15 protein-coding genes are annotated in these 17324 nt (G+C 60.7%); 4 read left to right on the top strand and 11 right to left on the bottom strand.

Annotated elements, in window-relative coordinates:
- Positions 1-37: 37 nt before the first annotated feature.
- The 3 genes from LB513_RS03285 to LB513_RS03275 form a co-directional block, all read right to left on the bottom strand.
- Positions 38-820, bottom strand: a complete 783-nt coding sequence (locus LB513_RS03285; RefSeq protein WP_224662034.1) for an ATP-binding cassette domain-containing protein — start codon at positions 818-820, stop codon at positions 38-40.
- Positions 817-1893 carry an ABC transporter permease gene (locus LB513_RS03280; RefSeq protein WP_224662033.1) on the bottom strand — a complete coding sequence of 359 codons (1077 nt, stop codon included), beginning with the start codon at positions 1891-1893 and terminating at the stop codon, positions 817-819. Before LB513_RS03280 ends, LB513_RS03285 begins: the two co-directional genes overlap by 4 nt.
- 99 nt (positions 1894-1992) lie before the next feature.
- Complete coding sequence (locus LB513_RS03275; RefSeq protein WP_224662032.1) at positions 1993-3021, bottom strand: sugar ABC transporter substrate-binding protein; 1029 nt, start codon at positions 3019-3021, stop codon at positions 1993-1995.
- A 208-nt stretch (positions 3022-3229) separates the two neighbouring features.
- Here LB513_RS03275 and LB513_RS03270 point away from each other — a divergent pair, with 208 nt between their 5' ends.
- The 4 genes from LB513_RS03270 (at position 3230) to LB513_RS03255 (ending at position 7229) form a co-directional block, all read left to right on the top strand.
- Positions 3230-4456: an ROK family protein gene (locus tag LB513_RS03270; protein WP_224662031.1), complete on the top strand. Its 1227-nt coding sequence runs from the start codon at positions 3230-3232 to the stop codon at positions 4454-4456.
- Positions 4457-4903, top strand: coding sequence for an RbsD/FucU family protein (locus LB513_RS03265; protein ID WP_224662030.1), 447 nt, complete (start codon positions 4457-4459; stop codon positions 4901-4903).
- Positions 4900-5823, top strand: coding sequence for a carbohydrate kinase family protein (locus tag LB513_RS03260; protein WP_224662029.1), 924 nt, complete (start codon positions 4900-4902; stop codon positions 5821-5823). Before LB513_RS03265 ends, LB513_RS03260 begins: the two co-directional genes overlap by 4 nt.
- A 263-nt stretch (positions 5824-6086) precedes the next feature.
- Positions 6087-7229 (top strand): DegT/DnrJ/EryC1/StrS family aminotransferase, encoded by a 1143-nt coding sequence (locus LB513_RS03255; RefSeq protein WP_224662028.1) that lies wholly within the window; start codon positions 6087-6089, stop codon positions 7227-7229.
- Between the two features lie 15 nt (positions 7230-7244).
- On the opposite strand, the gene cysQ is transcribed toward LB513_RS03255, so the two are convergent.
- From cysQ to rfbA, 8 genes are all read right to left on the bottom strand, one after another.
- Complete coding sequence (gene cysQ / locus LB513_RS03250) at positions 7245-8060, bottom strand: 3'(2'),5'-bisphosphate nucleotidase CysQ (protein WP_224662027.1); 816 nt, start codon at positions 8058-8060, stop codon at positions 7245-7247.
- Positions 8044-9981, bottom strand: a complete 1938-nt coding sequence (gene cysN, locus LB513_RS03245) for a sulfate adenylyltransferase subunit CysN (protein WP_224662026.1) — start codon at positions 9979-9981, stop codon at positions 8044-8046. The genes cysQ and cysN overlap by 17 nt, the downstream gene beginning before the upstream one ends.
- 2 nt (positions 9982-9983) lie before the next feature.
- Positions 9984-10889, bottom strand: coding sequence for a sulfate adenylyltransferase subunit CysD (cysD, locus tag LB513_RS03240; RefSeq protein ID WP_224662025.1), 906 nt, complete (start codon positions 10887-10889; stop codon positions 9984-9986).
- A gap of 1318 nt (positions 10890-12207) precedes the next feature.
- A complete protein-coding gene (locus LB513_RS03235; protein WP_224662024.1) occupies positions 12208-13515 on the bottom strand; it encodes a hypothetical protein in 1308 nt (435 codons plus the stop codon).
- 290 nt (positions 13516-13805) lie between these two features.
- On the bottom strand, positions 13806-14708 hold the full coding sequence (gene rfbD, locus LB513_RS03230; protein ID WP_224662023.1) for a dTDP-4-dehydrorhamnose reductase: 903 nt from the start codon (positions 14706-14708) through the stop codon (positions 13806-13808).
- A complete protein-coding gene (rfbB, locus tag LB513_RS03225) occupies positions 14705-15775 on the bottom strand; it encodes a dTDP-glucose 4,6-dehydratase (RefSeq protein WP_224662022.1) in 1071 nt (356 codons plus the stop codon). Before rfbB ends, rfbD begins: the two co-directional genes overlap by 4 nt.
- Positions 15776-15802: 27 nt before the next feature.
- The gene (gene rfbC / locus LB513_RS03220) at positions 15803-16357 is read right to left on the bottom strand and encodes a dTDP-4-dehydrorhamnose 3,5-epimerase (protein ID WP_224662021.1); all 555 of its coding nucleotides are present in this window, start codon (positions 16355-16357) and stop codon (positions 15803-15805) included.
- On the bottom strand, positions 16358-17239 hold the full coding sequence (gene rfbA, locus LB513_RS03215) for a glucose-1-phosphate thymidylyltransferase RfbA (RefSeq protein WP_224662020.1): 882 nt from the start codon (positions 17237-17239) through the stop codon (positions 16358-16360).
- Between the last annotated feature and the right edge of the window lie 85 nt (positions 17240-17324).

Genomic DNA, 17324 nt, shown 5'->3' with positions numbered 1-17324 from the left:
CAATTTGGCAGCAGTCGTCAGCCAGCCCGGCGCGCGTTCAGGCGGCCAGTGCGGCCTCTGGTGGAACCTTGGCCCCGGTCATGAAGGCGACGGCATCGGACATCGTATATTGCTTGGGATCGATGACGGCGAGACGACGGCCCAGCCGATGGATGTGAATGCGATCCGCCACTTCGAAGACGTGCGGCATGTTGTGCGAGATCAGCACGATCGGCAGGCCGCGCCGCTTGACGTCAAGCATCAGCTCCAGGACGCGGCGGCTCTCCTTGACGCCAAGCGCCGCAGTCGGCTCGTCCATGATCACGACACGGCTGCCGAAGGCCGCGGCGCGCGCCACCGCTACGCCCTGACGCTGGCCGCCAGACAGTGTCTCGACCGACTGGTTGATGTTCTGGATGGTCATCAGGCCGAGTTCGGAAAGCTTCTCGCGCGCCTTCCTTTGCATTGCCGACCGGTCGAGCATGCGCAGCCATTGTCCGACGAAGCCGGGCTTGCGGATTTCCCGGCCAAGGAACATGTTGTCGGCGATGGAGAGCGCCGGCGACAGGGCCAGGTTCTGATAAACCGTTTCAATGCCGGCCATGCGCGCCTCGATGGGCGAGCGGAAATGCACCGCCTTGCCGTCGAGTTCTATCGTGCCGGCATCCGGGATGACGGCACCGCACAGCGCCTTGACCAGTGTCGACTTGCCTGCGCCGTTGTCGCCTATGACGGCAAGGATCTCACCGGGCATCAGGTCGAAGTCGGCATTGTCGAGAGCCACCACCCTACCATAGCGCTTGTTGAGGCCTTTAGCCTGAAGAATTGGCTGGGTGCTCATGCCGAGATCTTCCTGATCCACTGATCGATCGTGACAGCAAGGATGATAAGGATACCGACGGTGAATTCCTGCCACAGCGAATCGACGCCCGCGAGCGCCAGGCCGTTGCGGAAGACGCCGACGATCAAGGCGCCGAACAATGTACCAAGGATCGAGCCGCGCCCGCCAAACAGCGAGGTACCGCCGATGACCACGGCGGTGATGGCATCGAGATTGGCGGTCTGGTTGCCGAGCGGACTGGCGGCGCCGATACGGCCGATGAGTGCCCAGCTGGCGACCGCGCAAATGATGCCTGCCAATGTATAGACCGCAATCAGCGTGCCGCGTGTGTTGATGCCGGCAAGCCGTGCGGACTCGGCATCATCGCCGGTCGCGTAGACGTGGCGCCCGAAAGCCGTTCGATTGAGAGCGTACCAGACAATGAGAGCCGTCAGGATCATCGCGATGGTGCCGTAGGTCAGCACCGCGCCGCCGCCCAGCCTGATCGTATGTCCGAGCCATTGAAGCCACGGTCCCATCGTCTCGATGTCCTGCGCCCTCACCGTCTCGGAGTGCGAGACATAGATGACCATGGCGCCATAGACGCTCCAGGTTCCAAGCGTGACGATAAAGGGGGGCAGCTTGATGATGGCGACGAGCACGCCATTGATGAGGCCGCAAAGCAGCCCCGTCAGCATGCCCAGAACAAAGGCGATCTCGACCGGAACTCCGTAGGTGACGGTCAACCGGCCCATGACGATAGACGACAGCACCATCATAGCGCCGACGGACAGGTCGATGCCGGCTGTGAGAATGACCAGGGTCTGCGCGATCCCCAGAAAGGCGATGATGGTCACCTGTTGCAGGACCAGAGAGAGATTGAACGGGGCAAAGAACCGCCCACCGGCCGCCACAGAGAAAATCAGGATGCCGACGACCAGCACGATGAACGGAATTGCCGTCGGATATTCGTGCAGGAACCTTTGAAGGCTCTTCAGACCCGAGCGGCCATCCTCCTCGAAGCTCGCCACCGTCTGATCGCTGCCATGGAGTCCGCGTTCGGCTATGGCCGAACCGCTTGTGTCGTCGCTCATTGCCAGTCCCCTCCCAAGCACCGCATGTTGTTGGAAAGAGCGGCCTGGGCCGCCCTTTCCGTCGAAGTCTAAGCCCTTCTTGCGGGTCTTAGGAAGGTGTTAGCCCCAGCAGAGTTCGAGGCCTTTCTTGGTATCGATGGATTCCACGCCGCTGACCGGCTTGTCGGTGATCAGCGTCGCACCGGTGTCGAAGAATTCCTTGCCGGGGGTGGGCTTCGGCTTTTCGCCCGTCTTGGCGAATTTCTCGATCGCTTCCATCGCCATTGCCGCCATCTTAAGCGGATATTGCTGCGAGGTCGCGCCGATGACGCCAGCCTCGACGTTCTTGACCCCCGGGCAGCCGCCGTCGATCGACACCACCAGGACCGAGCCATCGTCTTTGCCGGCGGCCTTGAGCGCCTGGTAGCCACCCGCTGCCGCCGGTTCATTGATCGTGTACATGATGCTCACGTCCGGGCATTTCTGCAGCAGGGTCTCCATGGCGGTGCGTCCGCCATCCTCGGCGCCGCCGGTCATTTCATGCCCGCAGATGCGCTCATCGGCCTCGTCGCCATATTTCTTCGGATCCTTGATGTCGATGCCGAAGCCTTTCATGAAGCCCTGGTCACGCAGATAGTCGACGGTCGGCTGGTTAGTGGCGAGGTCGAGGAAGGCAATCTTGGCGCTCGATGCCTTGTCGCCCAGCGTCCCCTTGGCCCACTGCCCGATCAACTCGCCTGCCTTGAAGTTGTCGGTCGCGAACGTAGCGTCGGCCGCGTCGATGGGATCGAGCGGCGTGTCGAGCACGATGACCAGCAGGCCGGCATCGCGCGCCTTCTTGATCGTCGGCACGATAGCGCTGGAATCGCTCGGCACGATGGCAAAGCCCTTGGCGCCAGCCGAGATCAAATTCTCGATCGCCGCGACCTGGCTGTCATTGTCGCCATCGAACTTGCCCGCGAAGGTTTGCAGGGTAAGACCGAGTTCCTTCGCCTTGGCCTGCGCGCCCTCGCGCATCTTGACGAAAAACGGATTGCCCTCGGTCTTGGTGATCAGGCCGACGATATCGGCCGCGTGCGAGACCGAGGCCATCGCGCCATAAAAGGCAAGACCGGCAACGGCCGCCTTCACAATATTCAACTTACCCATGTCTTCCTCCCAGTGACCATTCTGGATGCCGGCCAACCGTCATCCGCAGCGCATCCATCAAAGCTCTCCCAGTATGGACGCCATCTCAAAAGATACCACGGCGGCGCTGCTGTCAATAATTAAATCACTCTTATTTATTATTGACAGCGTAGGCCCCTTCTCCCATTCTGACGAAAAGAATTAAGTGAAAGACGGGAGGAAAAGCAGGGTGGAAACCGCCATTGCGAGGCACGGTTCGCCCGAAGCGAATGACAGCCTAATTCACCGCGGCACCAACCAGAGCGGCATGCGCGACCACAATGAGCGGTTGGTGCTATCCCTCGTGCGACAGCATGGCAGCCTAGCGAAATCCGACATTGCCCGCATGACCGGGCTTTCGGCACAGACCGTCTCGGTCATCATGCGCGAGCTCGAAGAAGAAAGCTTGTTGCTGCGCCAGGCACCTTTGCGCGGCAAGATCGGCCAGCCTTCGATCCCAATGGCGCTCAACCCCGAAGGCGCCTTCTTCATCGGCCTCAAGATCGGGCGTCGCAGCGCCGAACTCGTGCTGATCGATTTCCTGGGCAATGTGCGCTCGATGCTGCAACATTCCTACCGCTACCCGGCGCCGCGAGAGACCGTGGAATTCGTCACCAACGGCATGCGGCAAATGCGTAGCGAACTGACGCCCTTGCAGGACAAGCGCATCGCCGGCGTTGGTATCGCTATGCCGTTTGAATTGTGGAACTGGGCCGATACCGCCGGCGCGCCGCGCGACGTCATGGATGAATGGCGCCGTCGGGACATCCGCGCCGAGATACAGGCAAAGTGCGAGTTTCCGGTCTACCTGCAGAACGATGCGACATCGGCCTGCGGCGCCGAACTCGTCTTCGGCCAGGCAGGCGCGGCGCGTGATTTTGTGTATTTCTACATCGGCGCCTTCGCCGGCGGCGGGATCGTGCTGAATGGCCGCCTGTTTGGCGGGCCAACCGGCAATGCCGGCGCGCTCGGTTCCATGCCGGTGCCCGGCCCGGATGGAAAGCCGACCCAATTGATCGATGTTGCCTCCATCGCCATGCTCGAAAAGGCGCTCAACGCGCGTGGCATCGAGGCCTCGCATCTGTGGACGTCGCCGGACGACTGGGGCGACATCGGCCCCGAACTCGACGACTGGATCGCGAGTGCCGCGAAAGCGCTGGCCTATGCCATCGTCGCGGCATCATCGGTCATCGATTTTGAAGCCGCGGTGATCGACGGATGGATGCCGACGGCGGTGCGCGGCCGTCTCGTTAATGGCATCAGCGACGCCATTGCCAGGATCGACGTGGAGGGCCTCAAACTGCCGACCGTTCGCGAGGGCAGCGTCGGTATTCATGCCCGCGCTCTCGGCGGTGCCAGCCTGCCACTATCCGAACGTTTTCTGATCGGCTCGACGACCATTTCCAGGAGCACCTGAATGTTGATCGGAATCCCGTCCCTGCTCGGTCCAGAGCTTCTGGCGATCCTGCGCGCCATGGGTCATGGCGACGAAATCGCCCTCGTCGATGGAAATTATCCGGCCGAGAACCAGGCGGCCCGGCTGGTGCGCGCCGATGGTCACGACCTCATTCCTATGCTCGATGCGGTTTTGAGCATCCTGCCTGTGGACGAGACCGTCCCGGAGGCTCTGTTTCGCGCGTCGGTGAAAGGCGATCCCTCGCTTGCCGATCCCGTCCACCATGAGATCGAGGCGATCTGCGCCAGACGCGCGCCAAGACGCAGGGTGGTTGCGCTGGCCGGCGCAGACTTCTATGCACGAGTCAAATCGGCGTTTGCCATCGTCGCGACTAGCGAGCCCAGGCTCTACGCCAACATCATCATCCGCAAGGGCGTGATCCATCCGCCGGAGACCAGGAAGCCATGATCCTTTGCTGCGGCGAGGCCCTCATCGACATGCTGCCGCGCACGACGACCAATGGCGAGCCGGCCTTTGCGCCGTATGTCGGGGGCGCGGTCTTCAACACGGCGATCGCGCTCGGCCGCCTGGGGGCACCGGCGAGCTTCTTTTCCGGCCTGTCGTCGGACCTGTTCGGCGGCGAGTTGCGGGACGCGCTTGGGGCCAGCAAGGTCAGCTCCACTTACGCGCACACCTCTTCGCAGCCGACTACGCTTGCCTTCGTGCGACTGGATAACGGCCAGGCGACCTACACATTCTATGACGAGAACACCGCCGGACGCTTACTCACCACCGACGACCTGCCGGAGCTTGGCGACGAGATCGATGCCATGCTGTTTGGCGCCATCAGCCTGATCTCGGAACCGGCCGGAAGTGCCTATGAGGCGTTCATGAAGCGCGAGCACGAAAAGCGCGTCATGATGCTCGACCCCAATATCCGGCCGAACTTCATCCCGGACAAGGCAAGGCATCTCAGGCGTATCCGCACGCTGATGGCAATGGCGGATATCGTGAAGCTGTCGGACGAAGACCTGCTCTGGTTCGGCGAAGCGGGCACCCACGAGGACGTCATCCGTAACTGGCTCGATCGCGGGCCAAAGCTGATCGTTGTCACGCACGGAAGCGAGGGCGCGGTCGGCTACAGCAAGCACCATGCCGTGACAGTCATGCCCGACCAGGTCGAAGTGGTCGACACGGTTGGCGCCGGCGATACGTTCAACGCGGGTATACTCGCATCGCTGCATGAACAAGGCTTGCTGACCAAGGCGGCTATCGGCGGGCTTTCCCAGGATGCCATCCGCAAGGCGCTGACGCTAGGCGCCAAGGCCGCGGCGGTGACGGTTTCGCGAGCCGGCGCCAACCCGCCCTGGCGGCACGAGATCGCCTGAACCAGGCGTCAACATAAGCTGAGTGGGTTGATCACTTTATGTTTCGCAGGCTCACGCCGGGAGACCTAAAGTGCGGAATGATGCGCGACTGAGCCCGGATTTCCGGCACCTCGGCGAGGCGCGCCAGACTGATCGGTAACAGACCATGCCATGATGGCGATCAACGGCGCTGGCCCTGCGACTTTCTCGGCACGCGCAACTCTGGTACCAGCGGACCACTATCTGGCTAAACCACCCTATCTGGTCAAACCTTCGAGGCCGACATGCAATTCATCGATCTTGGCGCACAGCGCGAACGTATCCGCGATCGGCTGAAGTCGGCCATCGACCGCGTCGTCGAAGAAGGCCGCTACATACTCGGTCCGCAGGTCACCGAGTTCGAGAACAAGCTCGCCGCCTATGTCGGCACCAAACATGTCGTTGCCTGCGCCAACGGAACCGATGCACTGCTGCTGCCGCTGTTTGCGGCTGGCATCGGCCCCGGTGACGCCGTGTTCGTGCCGAGCTTCACCTTCGCTGCCACCGCCGAAGTGGTGGCCCTGGCCAAGGCCGAGCCGGTGTTCGTCGATGTCGATCCGGTGACCTACAACATCGACATCGCCAGCCTCGAGGCGGCCATCGCCATGATCAAGAAGGAAGGCCGGCTGAAGCCGAAGGCGATCATTCCCGTCGACCTGTTCGGGCTTGCCGCCGACTATGATTCGCTCATGGCGATCGCCGAGCGGGAACGACTGATGGTGATCGAGGACGCCGCCCAGTCGATGGGCGGATCGGCCGATGGCAAGATGTGCGGCTCATTCGGCCATGTCGGCTCGACCAGCTTCTATCCGGCAAAGCCGCTTGGCTGCTATGGCGATGGCGGCGCCATGTTCACCAATGACGACGCACTGGCCGAACAACTGCGGTCATTCGCCTTCCACGGCAAGGGCGAAACGCAATACGACAATGTCCGGGTCGGCATCAATTCGCGCCTCGATACGATACAGGCGGCAATCCTGATCGAGAAGCTGGCGATCCTCGAGGACGAGATGATCGCGCGTCAGGCTGTTGCAAACCGCTATGCCGAAGGGCTCGGCGATATCGTCACGGCGGCCCGCAATTTGCAGGGCAGCCGTTCCGCCTGGGCGCAATACGCAATCGAGACGCCGAAGCGCGACGGGCTGAAAGCCCATCTCACCGAAAAGGGTATCGCGTCGGTCATCTACTACGTCAAGCCGCTGCATGCCCAGCTCGCCTACCGCGACTACCCGCGCACGCCGACCGGCCTCGCCGTTGCGGAGGAACTGCCGAACCGGATCCTGTGCCTGCCCATGCATCCCTATCTGAGCGAAGCCGACCAGGACCGTGTCATGGAGACGATCCGGAACTATATCGGCTCGAATTCGACGCAAACCGCCGCCGAGTAATGGGTTGGCCGGCCCCTACTGGTCCGGCCCTGCCCTTCCTTTGGCGATAAAATGCGGATTGGCGAAGTCCTCGTCGTCGCTTTGTCCGCGCTTGCCATAGGCCAAGGGCTTGCCGTCCAGGGTGCGGGTCATACCACCGGCGGCGCGCAGAACCGCGTCGCCCGCCGCCGTATCCCACTCCATGGTGCGGCCGAAACGCGGGTAGACATCCGCCTCGGCGCCGGCCACAAGACAGAACTTCAACGACGAGCCGACCGAGACGATTTCGGCAGCACCGAGGCTGCTGATATAGGCTTCGGTTTCGGGCGTGTTGTGCGAGCGGCTGGCGACCACAGCGAGGGGTGCGGCGGCAGTCCTCACGGAGACCGAACGCCGCCCGATGATCTGGTAGTCACCGCTGATTTCAAGAGATTCCGCCCTGCCCGGCCGGCCGGAGAAAAACCGGCCGATACAGGGCGCGAAGACCACGCCGACCTCCGGCACTCCATGGCGCACAAGGGCTATGTTGACGGTAAAGTCGGTCCGACGGTTGACGAACTCCTTGGTGCCGTCGAGCGGGTCGATGAGAAAGAAGGCGCCGTCCAGATCCGGCGGCACGACCCCGGCGGATGCTTCCTCCTCGGCCACGCAAGGAATATTTGGAAATGCGGCGCGCAGGCCTGTGAGAATGATCTTCTCAGCCTCGCGGTCCGCCTCGGTCACCGGGGAGGAGTCGGACTTCCGGTCGACGGCGCAGCCGGCGTGGAACACACGCATGACCTCGCGTCCGGCCTCCAGGGCAAGCCGCTCGAAAGTGTCCAGAATCCGAGCGTCGTCAGATGCCGCCGCCATTGTCATATTGGTCCTCGGCAATGTCGCGCTCGTTCAGCCAATGTTCCAGGGCGTCCACCATCTCCTCGGCGGATTTGCCGAGCGTTTTTAGATGGATCTCAGGGTTTTCCGGCGCCTCATAGGGGGAATCGACCCCGGTGAAGTTCTTGATCTCGCCGTTCAAGGCCCGGGCGTAGAGGCCCTTGGGATCGCGACGGGCGCACTCTTCGAAGGGCGTGTCGACAAACACCTCAACGAACTCGCCTTCGGCCATCAGTTCGCGGGCCATGCGGCGCTCGGCGGCAAACGGCGAAATGAACGAAACGATGACGATGAGCCCCGCATCGGCCATCAAGCGCGCCACTTCCGCGACCCGGCGGATGTTCTCGACACGATCGGCATCGGTGAACCCCAGGTCGCGATTGAGACCGTGACGAACATTGTCGCCATCCAGGATATAGGTATGCCGGCCGGTGGCGAACAGCTTCTTCTCGAACAGATTGGCGATGGTCGACTTGCCCGAGCCTGACAGGCCGGTGAACCAGAATATCGCCGGCCGCTGGTTCTTCATCTCGGCGCGCACGCGCTTGCCGACGTCGAGCGATTGCCAATGGATGTTCTCGGCTCGGCGCAGCGGATGCAAGATCATGCCGGCGCCGACCGTGGCGTTGGTGACGCGGTCGATCAGGATGAAGGCGCCGGTGGTGCGGTTCTCGGCGAAGGGATCGAAGGCGATTGGTGTGCGCGTCGAGATGTTGCAGATGCCGACTTCGTTCATCTCAAGCGACTTGGCCGCTTCGTGCGCGAAATCATTGACATTGATGCGGTATTTCAGGTCGGTGATGGTGGCGCTGCTTTGGTCGGTCTCGGTCCGCAGTATGTAGGATCGGCCGGGCAACAGCGCGTGTTCGTCGAACCAGACGATGTTGGCGGCGAATTGGTCGGCGACCTGCGGCCGCGCCGCCGGCGACACCAGCATGTTGCCCCTGGAAATCTCGACCTCATCGTCGAGCACCAGCGTTACGGCCTGGCCGGCTACCGCCTGGGAGAGATCGCCGCCATGGGCGACAATCCGCTTGACGTGCGAGGACTTGCCTGACTTGGCGACGACAACCTCATCGCCGGGCGCGATGGAGCCGGATGCGATCGTGCCGGCGAAGCCGCGAAAGTCGAGATTGGGGCGATTGACATACTGGACCGGGAAACGGAACGGCATCTCGACCATCGCCTCGTCGACCGAAACGGTTTCGAGGTGCTCAATCAGCGTCGGTCCGGAATACCATCCCATACTGCCCGAACGGCTGGTGACGTTGTCGCCGTACCGGGCGGACATAGGGATCGGCACAATGGTCTGGAAACCGAGGTCGCGCGAGAACTGCCCGTACTCTTCAACGATACGGTCGAAGACCGCCTTGTCGAAATCGACGAGATCGATCTTGTTGACGGCCAGCACGATATTGCGGATGCCGAGCAGCGAGGCGATGATCGAATGGCGCCTGGTCTGGCGCAACACTCCCTGTCGGGCATCGATCAGCACGATCGCCAGATCGGCGGTTGAGGCGCCGGTCGCCATGTTGCGCGTGTACTGCTCATGGCCGGGCGTGTCGGCTACGATGAATTTGCGCTTCGGCGTGGCGAAGAACCGATAAGCGACGTCGATGGTGATGCCTTGCTCGCGCTCGGCCTCGAGGCCGTCGACCAGAAGTGCGAAATCGATGTCATCACCGGTCGTGCCGTGCTTGCGCGAGTCACGCTCGAGTGCGGCGAGTTGGTCCTCGAAGATCTGCTTGGTATCGGACAGCAGGCGCCCGATTAGCGTCGATTTGCCGTCGTCTACGGAACCGCAGGTCAGGAAGCGCAGCAGCGACTTCCGTTCCTGCGCCGCCAGATAGTCGCGGACGCCATCGGTCGGCGCCAGGGTCTTCGCCATGATGTGGCGCATGGTCAAAAATATCCCTCGCGCTTCTTTTTTTCCATCGAGCCGGATTCATCGCGGTCGATCAGGCGACCTTGCCGCTCCGACGTGCGTGCGGTCAACATTTCGCCGACGATGGCTTCCAGCGTGTCGGCGTCCGACTCGATCGCCCCGGTCAGGGGATAGCAACCCAGTGTGCGGAAACGCACAAGCCGGTTCTCGACGGTTTCGCCGGGCCGCAGCTTCATGCGTTCGTCATCCCTAAGGATCAGCATGCCGTCGCGCTCAACGACCGGCCGCTGCTTGGCGAAATAAAGCGGCACGATCGGGATATCTTCCTGCAAGATGTACTGCCAGATATCGAGTTCGGTCCAATTCGACAGCGGGAAGACGCGGATAGATTCTCCCGAAGAGACCCGGGTGTTGAAAATCTTCCACATTTCGGGCCGCTGGTTCTTCGGGTCCCATACATGCTGCGCATTGCGGAAAGAGAAGATGCGCTCCTTTGCGCGCGATTTCTCTTCATCGCGACGCGCGCCGCCGAAGGCCGCGTCGAAGCCATATTTGTCTAGCGCCTGGCGAAGCGCCACGGTCTTCATCACATGCGTATGGGTATTCGAGCCATGGTCGAACGGATTGATGTTGTCGCGCACGCCATCTTCGTTGACATGCACCAGCAGGTCGAAGCCGAGCCTTTGCGCCATCTGATCGCGAAAGGCGATCATCTCGCGGAATTTCCAGGTTGTGTCGACGTGAAGAAATGGGAAGGGCGGCTTGGCAGGATAAAACGCCTTCATCGCCAGATGCATCAGCACCGAGGAATCCTTGCCCACGGAATAGAGCATGACCGGCTTGGCAAAAACGGCCGCGACCTCGCGAAAAATATGAATGGACTCGGCTTCAAGCCGCTGAAGGTGCGTGAGGGCGATGGTCATGAAGTGCGAGCGCTCTCTTGTGCGTTCCGACAGATGCCTGGCACAACGACCGCCGCGCGACACCGCTCAGCTCAGGACAAATCCGCGGACAATATAATTCCGAGCAGGCGTTCTAGCAGATTGCCTTCGCCCAGAACAATGCGAGACGGGTGCTATGCCGGCTGCTTCTCGAACGTTTTTTCCATCCGGGAGCTTTGTAGCGGAATATCTTACCCATCTGCCTCGGCGATTGGAAATACAGGGGAAAATTGTCGCCTGGCCGTGCGCCAGCTGCCGCATTCCCGTGAATTGAGAAATCAAGCGGCAAACCCGGCTCGGGAAGTCGACCAGAGGTCAGACCGCTCCCTGCGTTCTCCCGGCCCGCGGATTCAACTCGCGCCGGTGACCTTCTGAGTATCGCTCGTCGGTGACAACCGATGCAACTCGGCCTTCGACCAGCACGTGCGCCTCATGCGCGATTACGCCTGCGAAATTGCCGTGACTTTTCCAGAAGCATTCAGGCGACAGCCTACTGCTGCGCGGCGCACTTCATCTTTGCCTTGCCTCTCATACTGAATCTGTACGTCTAACGGCGCGATTAACCCCTTGTCACTCCGGGCCACGGGGCCGGCACCATCCACTTGAACGAAGACGGCCCCCAAAGGTGTGGCAGCAGACACGATCGCCTCGCGGCAGGCGCTTAGGATCGTGGTTGGCTGGCTAAAATCCACCTGTACCCGGGACTGAGGCTCAACAGGCGACGCTTTTTGGATCCAGATGTGATCGCTGTCTCCAGCACTGGAAGGCCTGAGTGCGTCCGGCAGATCGATGGTCCCCGCGCTGCTCGAAGCAGTTTCTGTCGCGACCGGCGCCGGCGCTGTGGAAACAATCGCACCATTCAAAGGCGAATGGTCCCCGACAGCGGCACCTGTAGAGACACCGGCGCCTCCGCCTCCTACAGACACACCAGCTCCCCCCGTAACACCTCCGCTTGCCCCCAGGGTTCCGCCAACGCCGGTACCTGTCGATACCCCTGTGGTGCCAACGCTCGCACCGGTGCTAACGCCAACAGATCCTTTGCTGGTACTAGCAGAGGCACCGACGTTCGCTCCGCCGACACCGCTAACGCTGGCGCCAGCCCCGACCGAGGCGCCTTGTGTCCCCGCGCCTACGCCACCGCCGACTCCAAGACCACCGAGCTTGCCACCTCCGCCCGCGTCCATCGCAAAGGCTGGCGCAATGGCGCTGCCCATCATCAATACGGCTACGATGTATTTATACATGACGAACCTCCGGAATCATTTTTGCTGCCGAACGCGCACCGCTAGTCAAAGTGATTTTACGGGCTTGGAAGCAGAGCTTCGGGAAGAGTTATAGTCGCTACAGCCTCCGGCAACGATTTTGGAAGGGGTGGCTTCTGCCTCGCCGGAGCAGTTGAATCACGGGAGCGTCGATTCTTCGATTTTGTGACCGAGCTTGTAATCGCGGGTTTATTCGGCCCGCGTTCCAGGTGCGCTTTCCGAACGTCGCTTTGAGACTTAATGAGGTCCATTGCCCTTCGTGCAGCGCTCAGGCGATCTGCGAGGCTGATGTTGTTTCTACGCTCCTGTTCGAGTGCAGCGGTCAAATTCTCAGAGGCGTGCTTTGCAGCATCCCGCTGCATCCGAGCGGTATCTAGATCCTTTAAAGCTGAGTTGGCCCGGCTTCGTTCGGACGTGATCGCTGCTTGAGCTTGCTTCAGCGAGATTTCAGACAGCCGCAGATCCTTTAATGCTGAGTCGGCCCGGCTTCGCTCAGACGTGGTCGCCGCTTGAGCTTGCTTCAGCGAGGTTTCAGACAGCCGCAGATCATTGACGGCTTTATCGCGCTCGACCTTAGCCAGTTCCGCGGCATGCTTATCACCGCTGGCTGTTTTTCGAACCTCATTAAGTTCGTTTGCCAAGATCTGCAGTTTGCGCCGTTGAGCGTCCAGGTCTTCGTTTGCTTGCTTCAGGGATGCATTCAATCCCTCGCTCGCTTTCTCGGCGCTAACGGCTCTCTGTTCGAAGCCCTTGTCAACACTCGCGGGCGTTGCCAAGTGCATGTTCGACGGCTCGATTCCCAGCCGCGTCTTTTCCGGGAGTTGTCCTACTGGGTCCGCACGGTCGGACTCCACACCTCTCTGCGGGCCGGCAGGACTTACGACGTTCTGAGCTGATTTCGCAGGAATCGTTGTTCCATTTCCTGGATGCTCAACAGCTTTCTGTTTACCCAATTTATCGTTTGCCGGAGGAATCAGCAGTATCAAAAATACGCACAACGGAATTAGACTCCACCGCCACTGGCGTATCGGGATTGTTAGCCAACCCGCTGTCCCCGCAGGACCTGATTCGGACGAAGCGTCCAACGGAGGCTGGGGTTTGTCGCTGTAGACGGCCGGTGTCACAACGGCAGTCATATGGTCACTCTCGGACTCAACGCCTGATAACAAGGTAGCCGTGACATCGACAGATGGCGAAGTAGCGACCTGACCAATGCTATCAGCCAAAGGCACGCCTGTTTCAGGTGCGGAGGTTTTGTCTTTTATAGGTGGAGCCCCGTGAGTGGCGATTGTTCGTTTTTGCTTAACACGTTTGGGTTTTGCCTTCGGAGGTGTCTCCCTTGCCATGGCTTACTCCATACTGTTCCCAACAAAGACCACATCCTTCAAAATTTCGGAGATATTCTGGATTCCGAGACGCCGATATCGTTTTCCCATGTCTTCGTTAGTTAATAAGTTCCTAAATTAGCTTTTGTTCCTCGCGAGTTTTATATCCGGCGACCCGGCACCTGATAGGCGTGAGCTGAGGGGCTGCACCAATCGGGTGCTCATCTTCCGGCAGCAACGGTCGGTATCTCGGGCTGGAGAAGGTCCAGCGGAACTTCAAAGCAAATCGCTGGGACGGCTTGCGTCAGCATCTAGCCGGCGCGAGTGCCCTCGGCGCTGAGCAATTCGCGCACAACGCGCTCGGTCGATTGCCGCCAGTCCGGCAAATCCCGCTTGAACGCAGCCTGAAACTTTGATGTCGACAACCGAGAGTTGGCGGGGCGGCGCGCCCTTGTTGGATAATCAGCCGTGCCGATGTCCCGCACGCTTGCCCAAGGACCACCGCCCGTGCGGCTAGACTCTAAGACGTGACGGGCAAAACCGCTCCAATTTGTGTCGCCGGCACCTGCCAGGTGATAGATTCCGAACCGGGCAAAGCTCTTCTCGCGATGCAGCTTAGCAGCAGTTTCCACTATAGCTTCGGCGATATCGTACGCCGATGTCGGCGATCCCCATTGGTCGGCCACCACCGGGATCTCGTCACGGTCGGCCGCCAAACGCAGCATCGTCTTAACGAAGTTCCGGCCAAACTGGCTGTAGATCCAAGCCGTCCGTAAGATCAGGTGACGCGGATTGGCTGCGGCCACAGCCTGTTCGCCGGCGAGCTTCGAAGCGCCATAGATGCCGAGCGGTGCCGGTGCGTCGGTCTCGACATAGGGGCTGCGCTTGGTGCCGTCGAACACATAGTCGGTCGACAGATGGATCACGGGAACGCCGAGCCGCGCGGCGGCCTCGGACACCTTGCCGGCGCCGACCGCGTTCACCGCTAAGGCGAGTTCGGGTTCGTCCTCGGCTTGGTCCACCGCCGTATAGGCAGCTGCCGAAACGACGATATCCGGTCTAGCCGCCGCAATGGCCTCGACCACCGTACCGGGCCTTGCCAGATCGAGTTCGGGACGACCAAGCGCGATGACCTCGATGTCGTCGCATCTCAGCGGGGCTTCCATAAGGCTGCGTGCGACCTGGCCCTCACGGCCGGTGACAACCAGCCTCATGGCGCCGCCTTGCGGGCTTCGCCTAGTCTCTCGCCGGCATAACGCTGTTCGCGGATCGGGCCCCACCACCATTTGTTGTCGAGGAACCAGCCCACGGTTCTCGCCAGACCGCCGTCGAAATTCTCTTTCGGTGTCCAGCCGAGATCGCGGGCGATCTTGGAGGCGTCGATGGCATAACGTCTGTCGTGGCCGGGGCGATCGGGAACGAAGGTGATGAGGTCACGATAGCTCTTGCCGCCGGTGCGCGGGCGTCGACGGTCGAGAAGATCGCAGATGGTTTCGACCACAGCCAGGTTCGTCCGCTCGGAATTGCCGCCGACGTTGTAGCTTTCGCCCGGTCTTCCCTTGGTAGCGATAAGTTCAAGCGCGCGAGCGTGGTCTTCGACGAACAGCCAGTCGCGGACATTGGCGCCAGCGCCGTATACGGGCAGTGTCTTCTCGTCGAGCGCATTCAAGATGATCAGCGGGATCAATTTTTCGGGAAAATGATAAGGTCCGTAATTGTTGGAGCAGTTGGAGAGGACCACCGGCAGGCCATAGCTTTCGTGCCAGGCCCGCACCAAATGGTCGGACGCCGCCTTCGAGGCGGAATAGGGTGAAGACGGTGCGTAAGGCGTCTCCTCGACGAACATGCTGCCATCGAAGGGAAGATCGCCAAACACCTCGTCGGTTGAGACATGGTGGAAGCGGAAGCGGCGCTTTCTTTCCTCGCCCAGGCCGCGCCAGTATTCCAGGGCGGCGTTGAGCATCCTGTAGGTGCCGACGATGTTGGTCTCGATGAAGGCGCCAGGTCCGTCGATCGAACGGTCGACATGGCTTTCGGCGGCAAGGTTCATTACGATGTCGATGTCGTCCCGCTTGAGAATGTCGAGCACCGCCTTCTCGTCACAAATGTCGGCGTGAGCAAAGCGATAGTTGTGGGCATTCTCGATCGGCCGCAGAGAGGCAAGGTTTCCGGCATAGGTGAGCTTGTCGAGATTGGTTACGCGGTAGTTTGGATTGGCGCACAGATGCCGGCATACGGCCGAGCCGATAAAACCGGCGCCGCCTGTTACCAGAAAGTTCATGCTGACGCCCTCACCTGCCCTGACCCATTACGCAAACACCTCGGCGTCGGCTAGAAGCGGGGCCTTCAGATCCTTGTCAGAAAGCTGAAATCCGCCCGCTACCGGTGGCCATTCGATGCCTATGGCGGGGTCGTCGAAACGGATGGATCGATCATGCTCGGGCGAATAGGTATCGGTGACCTTGTAGAGCACCTCCGTGTCCGGCACGAGCGTTAGGAAACCGTGCGCGAAGCCTTTCGGCACCAGGATTTGATTGCCCTTCTCGGCGGAAATCTTGTGAGCGACCCATTTGCCGAAACTTGCCGAACTGCGGCGAATATCGACCGCAACGTCCAGAATCGCCCCGCGAATAACTCGCAGCAGCTTGTCCTGCGCGCGCGGAGCAAGCTGGTAGTGAAGACCGCGCAAGACACCCGCTATAGCGGAGTAGGAATGATTGTCCTGGACAAAACACAGTGCAATGCCGGCATCTGAAAACCGCCGGGCATTGTAGGTCTCGATAAAGAAGCCCCGCGCATCGCCATGCCGCCTTGGAACAATCTCGAGGACCCCATCGAGGCCGAGCGATCTTACCTGCAGCATCTAGCCCCCTGACAAATCGACGACGCGCTTGCGCAGATAGGCGGCGTATTCATTCTCTCCCAAACGGTCTGCGCGCTTCAGAACCTCGCCCGCCGTCAGCCAACCCTGCTCGAAAGCGATCTCTTCGGGACACGCAACCTTTATGCCCTGGCGACGCTCGATGGTGCGAACGAAGGACGACGCATCGTGCAGGCTGTCATGGGTGCCGGTATCGAGCCACGCATAGCCGCGTCCCAACCGGTGGACATGCAGCAGGCCGCGCTCCAGATAGGCGTTGTTGACCGCAGTGATCTCAAGTTCGCCTCGCTCCGAGGGCCGGATCGACCGGGCAATGTCAACGACATCATTATCATAGAAGTAAAGACCGGTTATGGCCCAATTGGATTTGGGCTTGCGCGGCTTTTCCTCGATAGTAAGGGCCGTTCCTGTGGCCTTGTCGAAAGAGACAACGCCATATCGCTCCGGATCCTCGACATGATAAGCGAACACCGACGCGCCGCTTTCGCGAGCGGCAGCCGCACGACAAAGCGCTGACAGGCCATCGCCAAAATATATGTTGTCGCCAAGGATCATCGACACGCTGTCCCTGCCGATAAAGTCGCGGCCAATAATGAAGGCTTCCGCTAGACCGTTGGGTTGCGGCTGCTCGGCGTACGACAGAGTTACCCCGAATTCCGAGCCATCCCCCAGCAAATCCCGAAAAACCGGCACATCGCGCGGCGTCGAGATGACCAGGATCTCTCTAATACCGGTGAGCATCAGTACGCTCAGCGGGTAATAAATCATGGGCTTGTCATATATGGGAAGAATCTGTTTGGAGACCGCCAACGTCAGCGGATAGAGGCGCGTCCCACTGCCCCCAGCAAGGATAATTCCCTTCAAGAAGTTCTCCTTGAGTTTCCGGAGCGGAGCGAAATTGAGCTAGCCACGCTCCGTGGCATGTCAGCCCAAACTTGACCAACTAGCC

The sequence above is a fragment of the Mesorhizobium sp. ES1-1 genome, from assembly GCF_020164785.1.
In the GTDB taxonomy this organism is placed as follows: domain Bacteria; phylum Pseudomonadota; class Alphaproteobacteria; order Rhizobiales; family Rhizobiaceae; genus Mesorhizobium.
The sequence above is the reverse complement of the archived record's forward strand: the minus strand, read 5'-3'. Positions and strand labels throughout refer to the sequence as shown.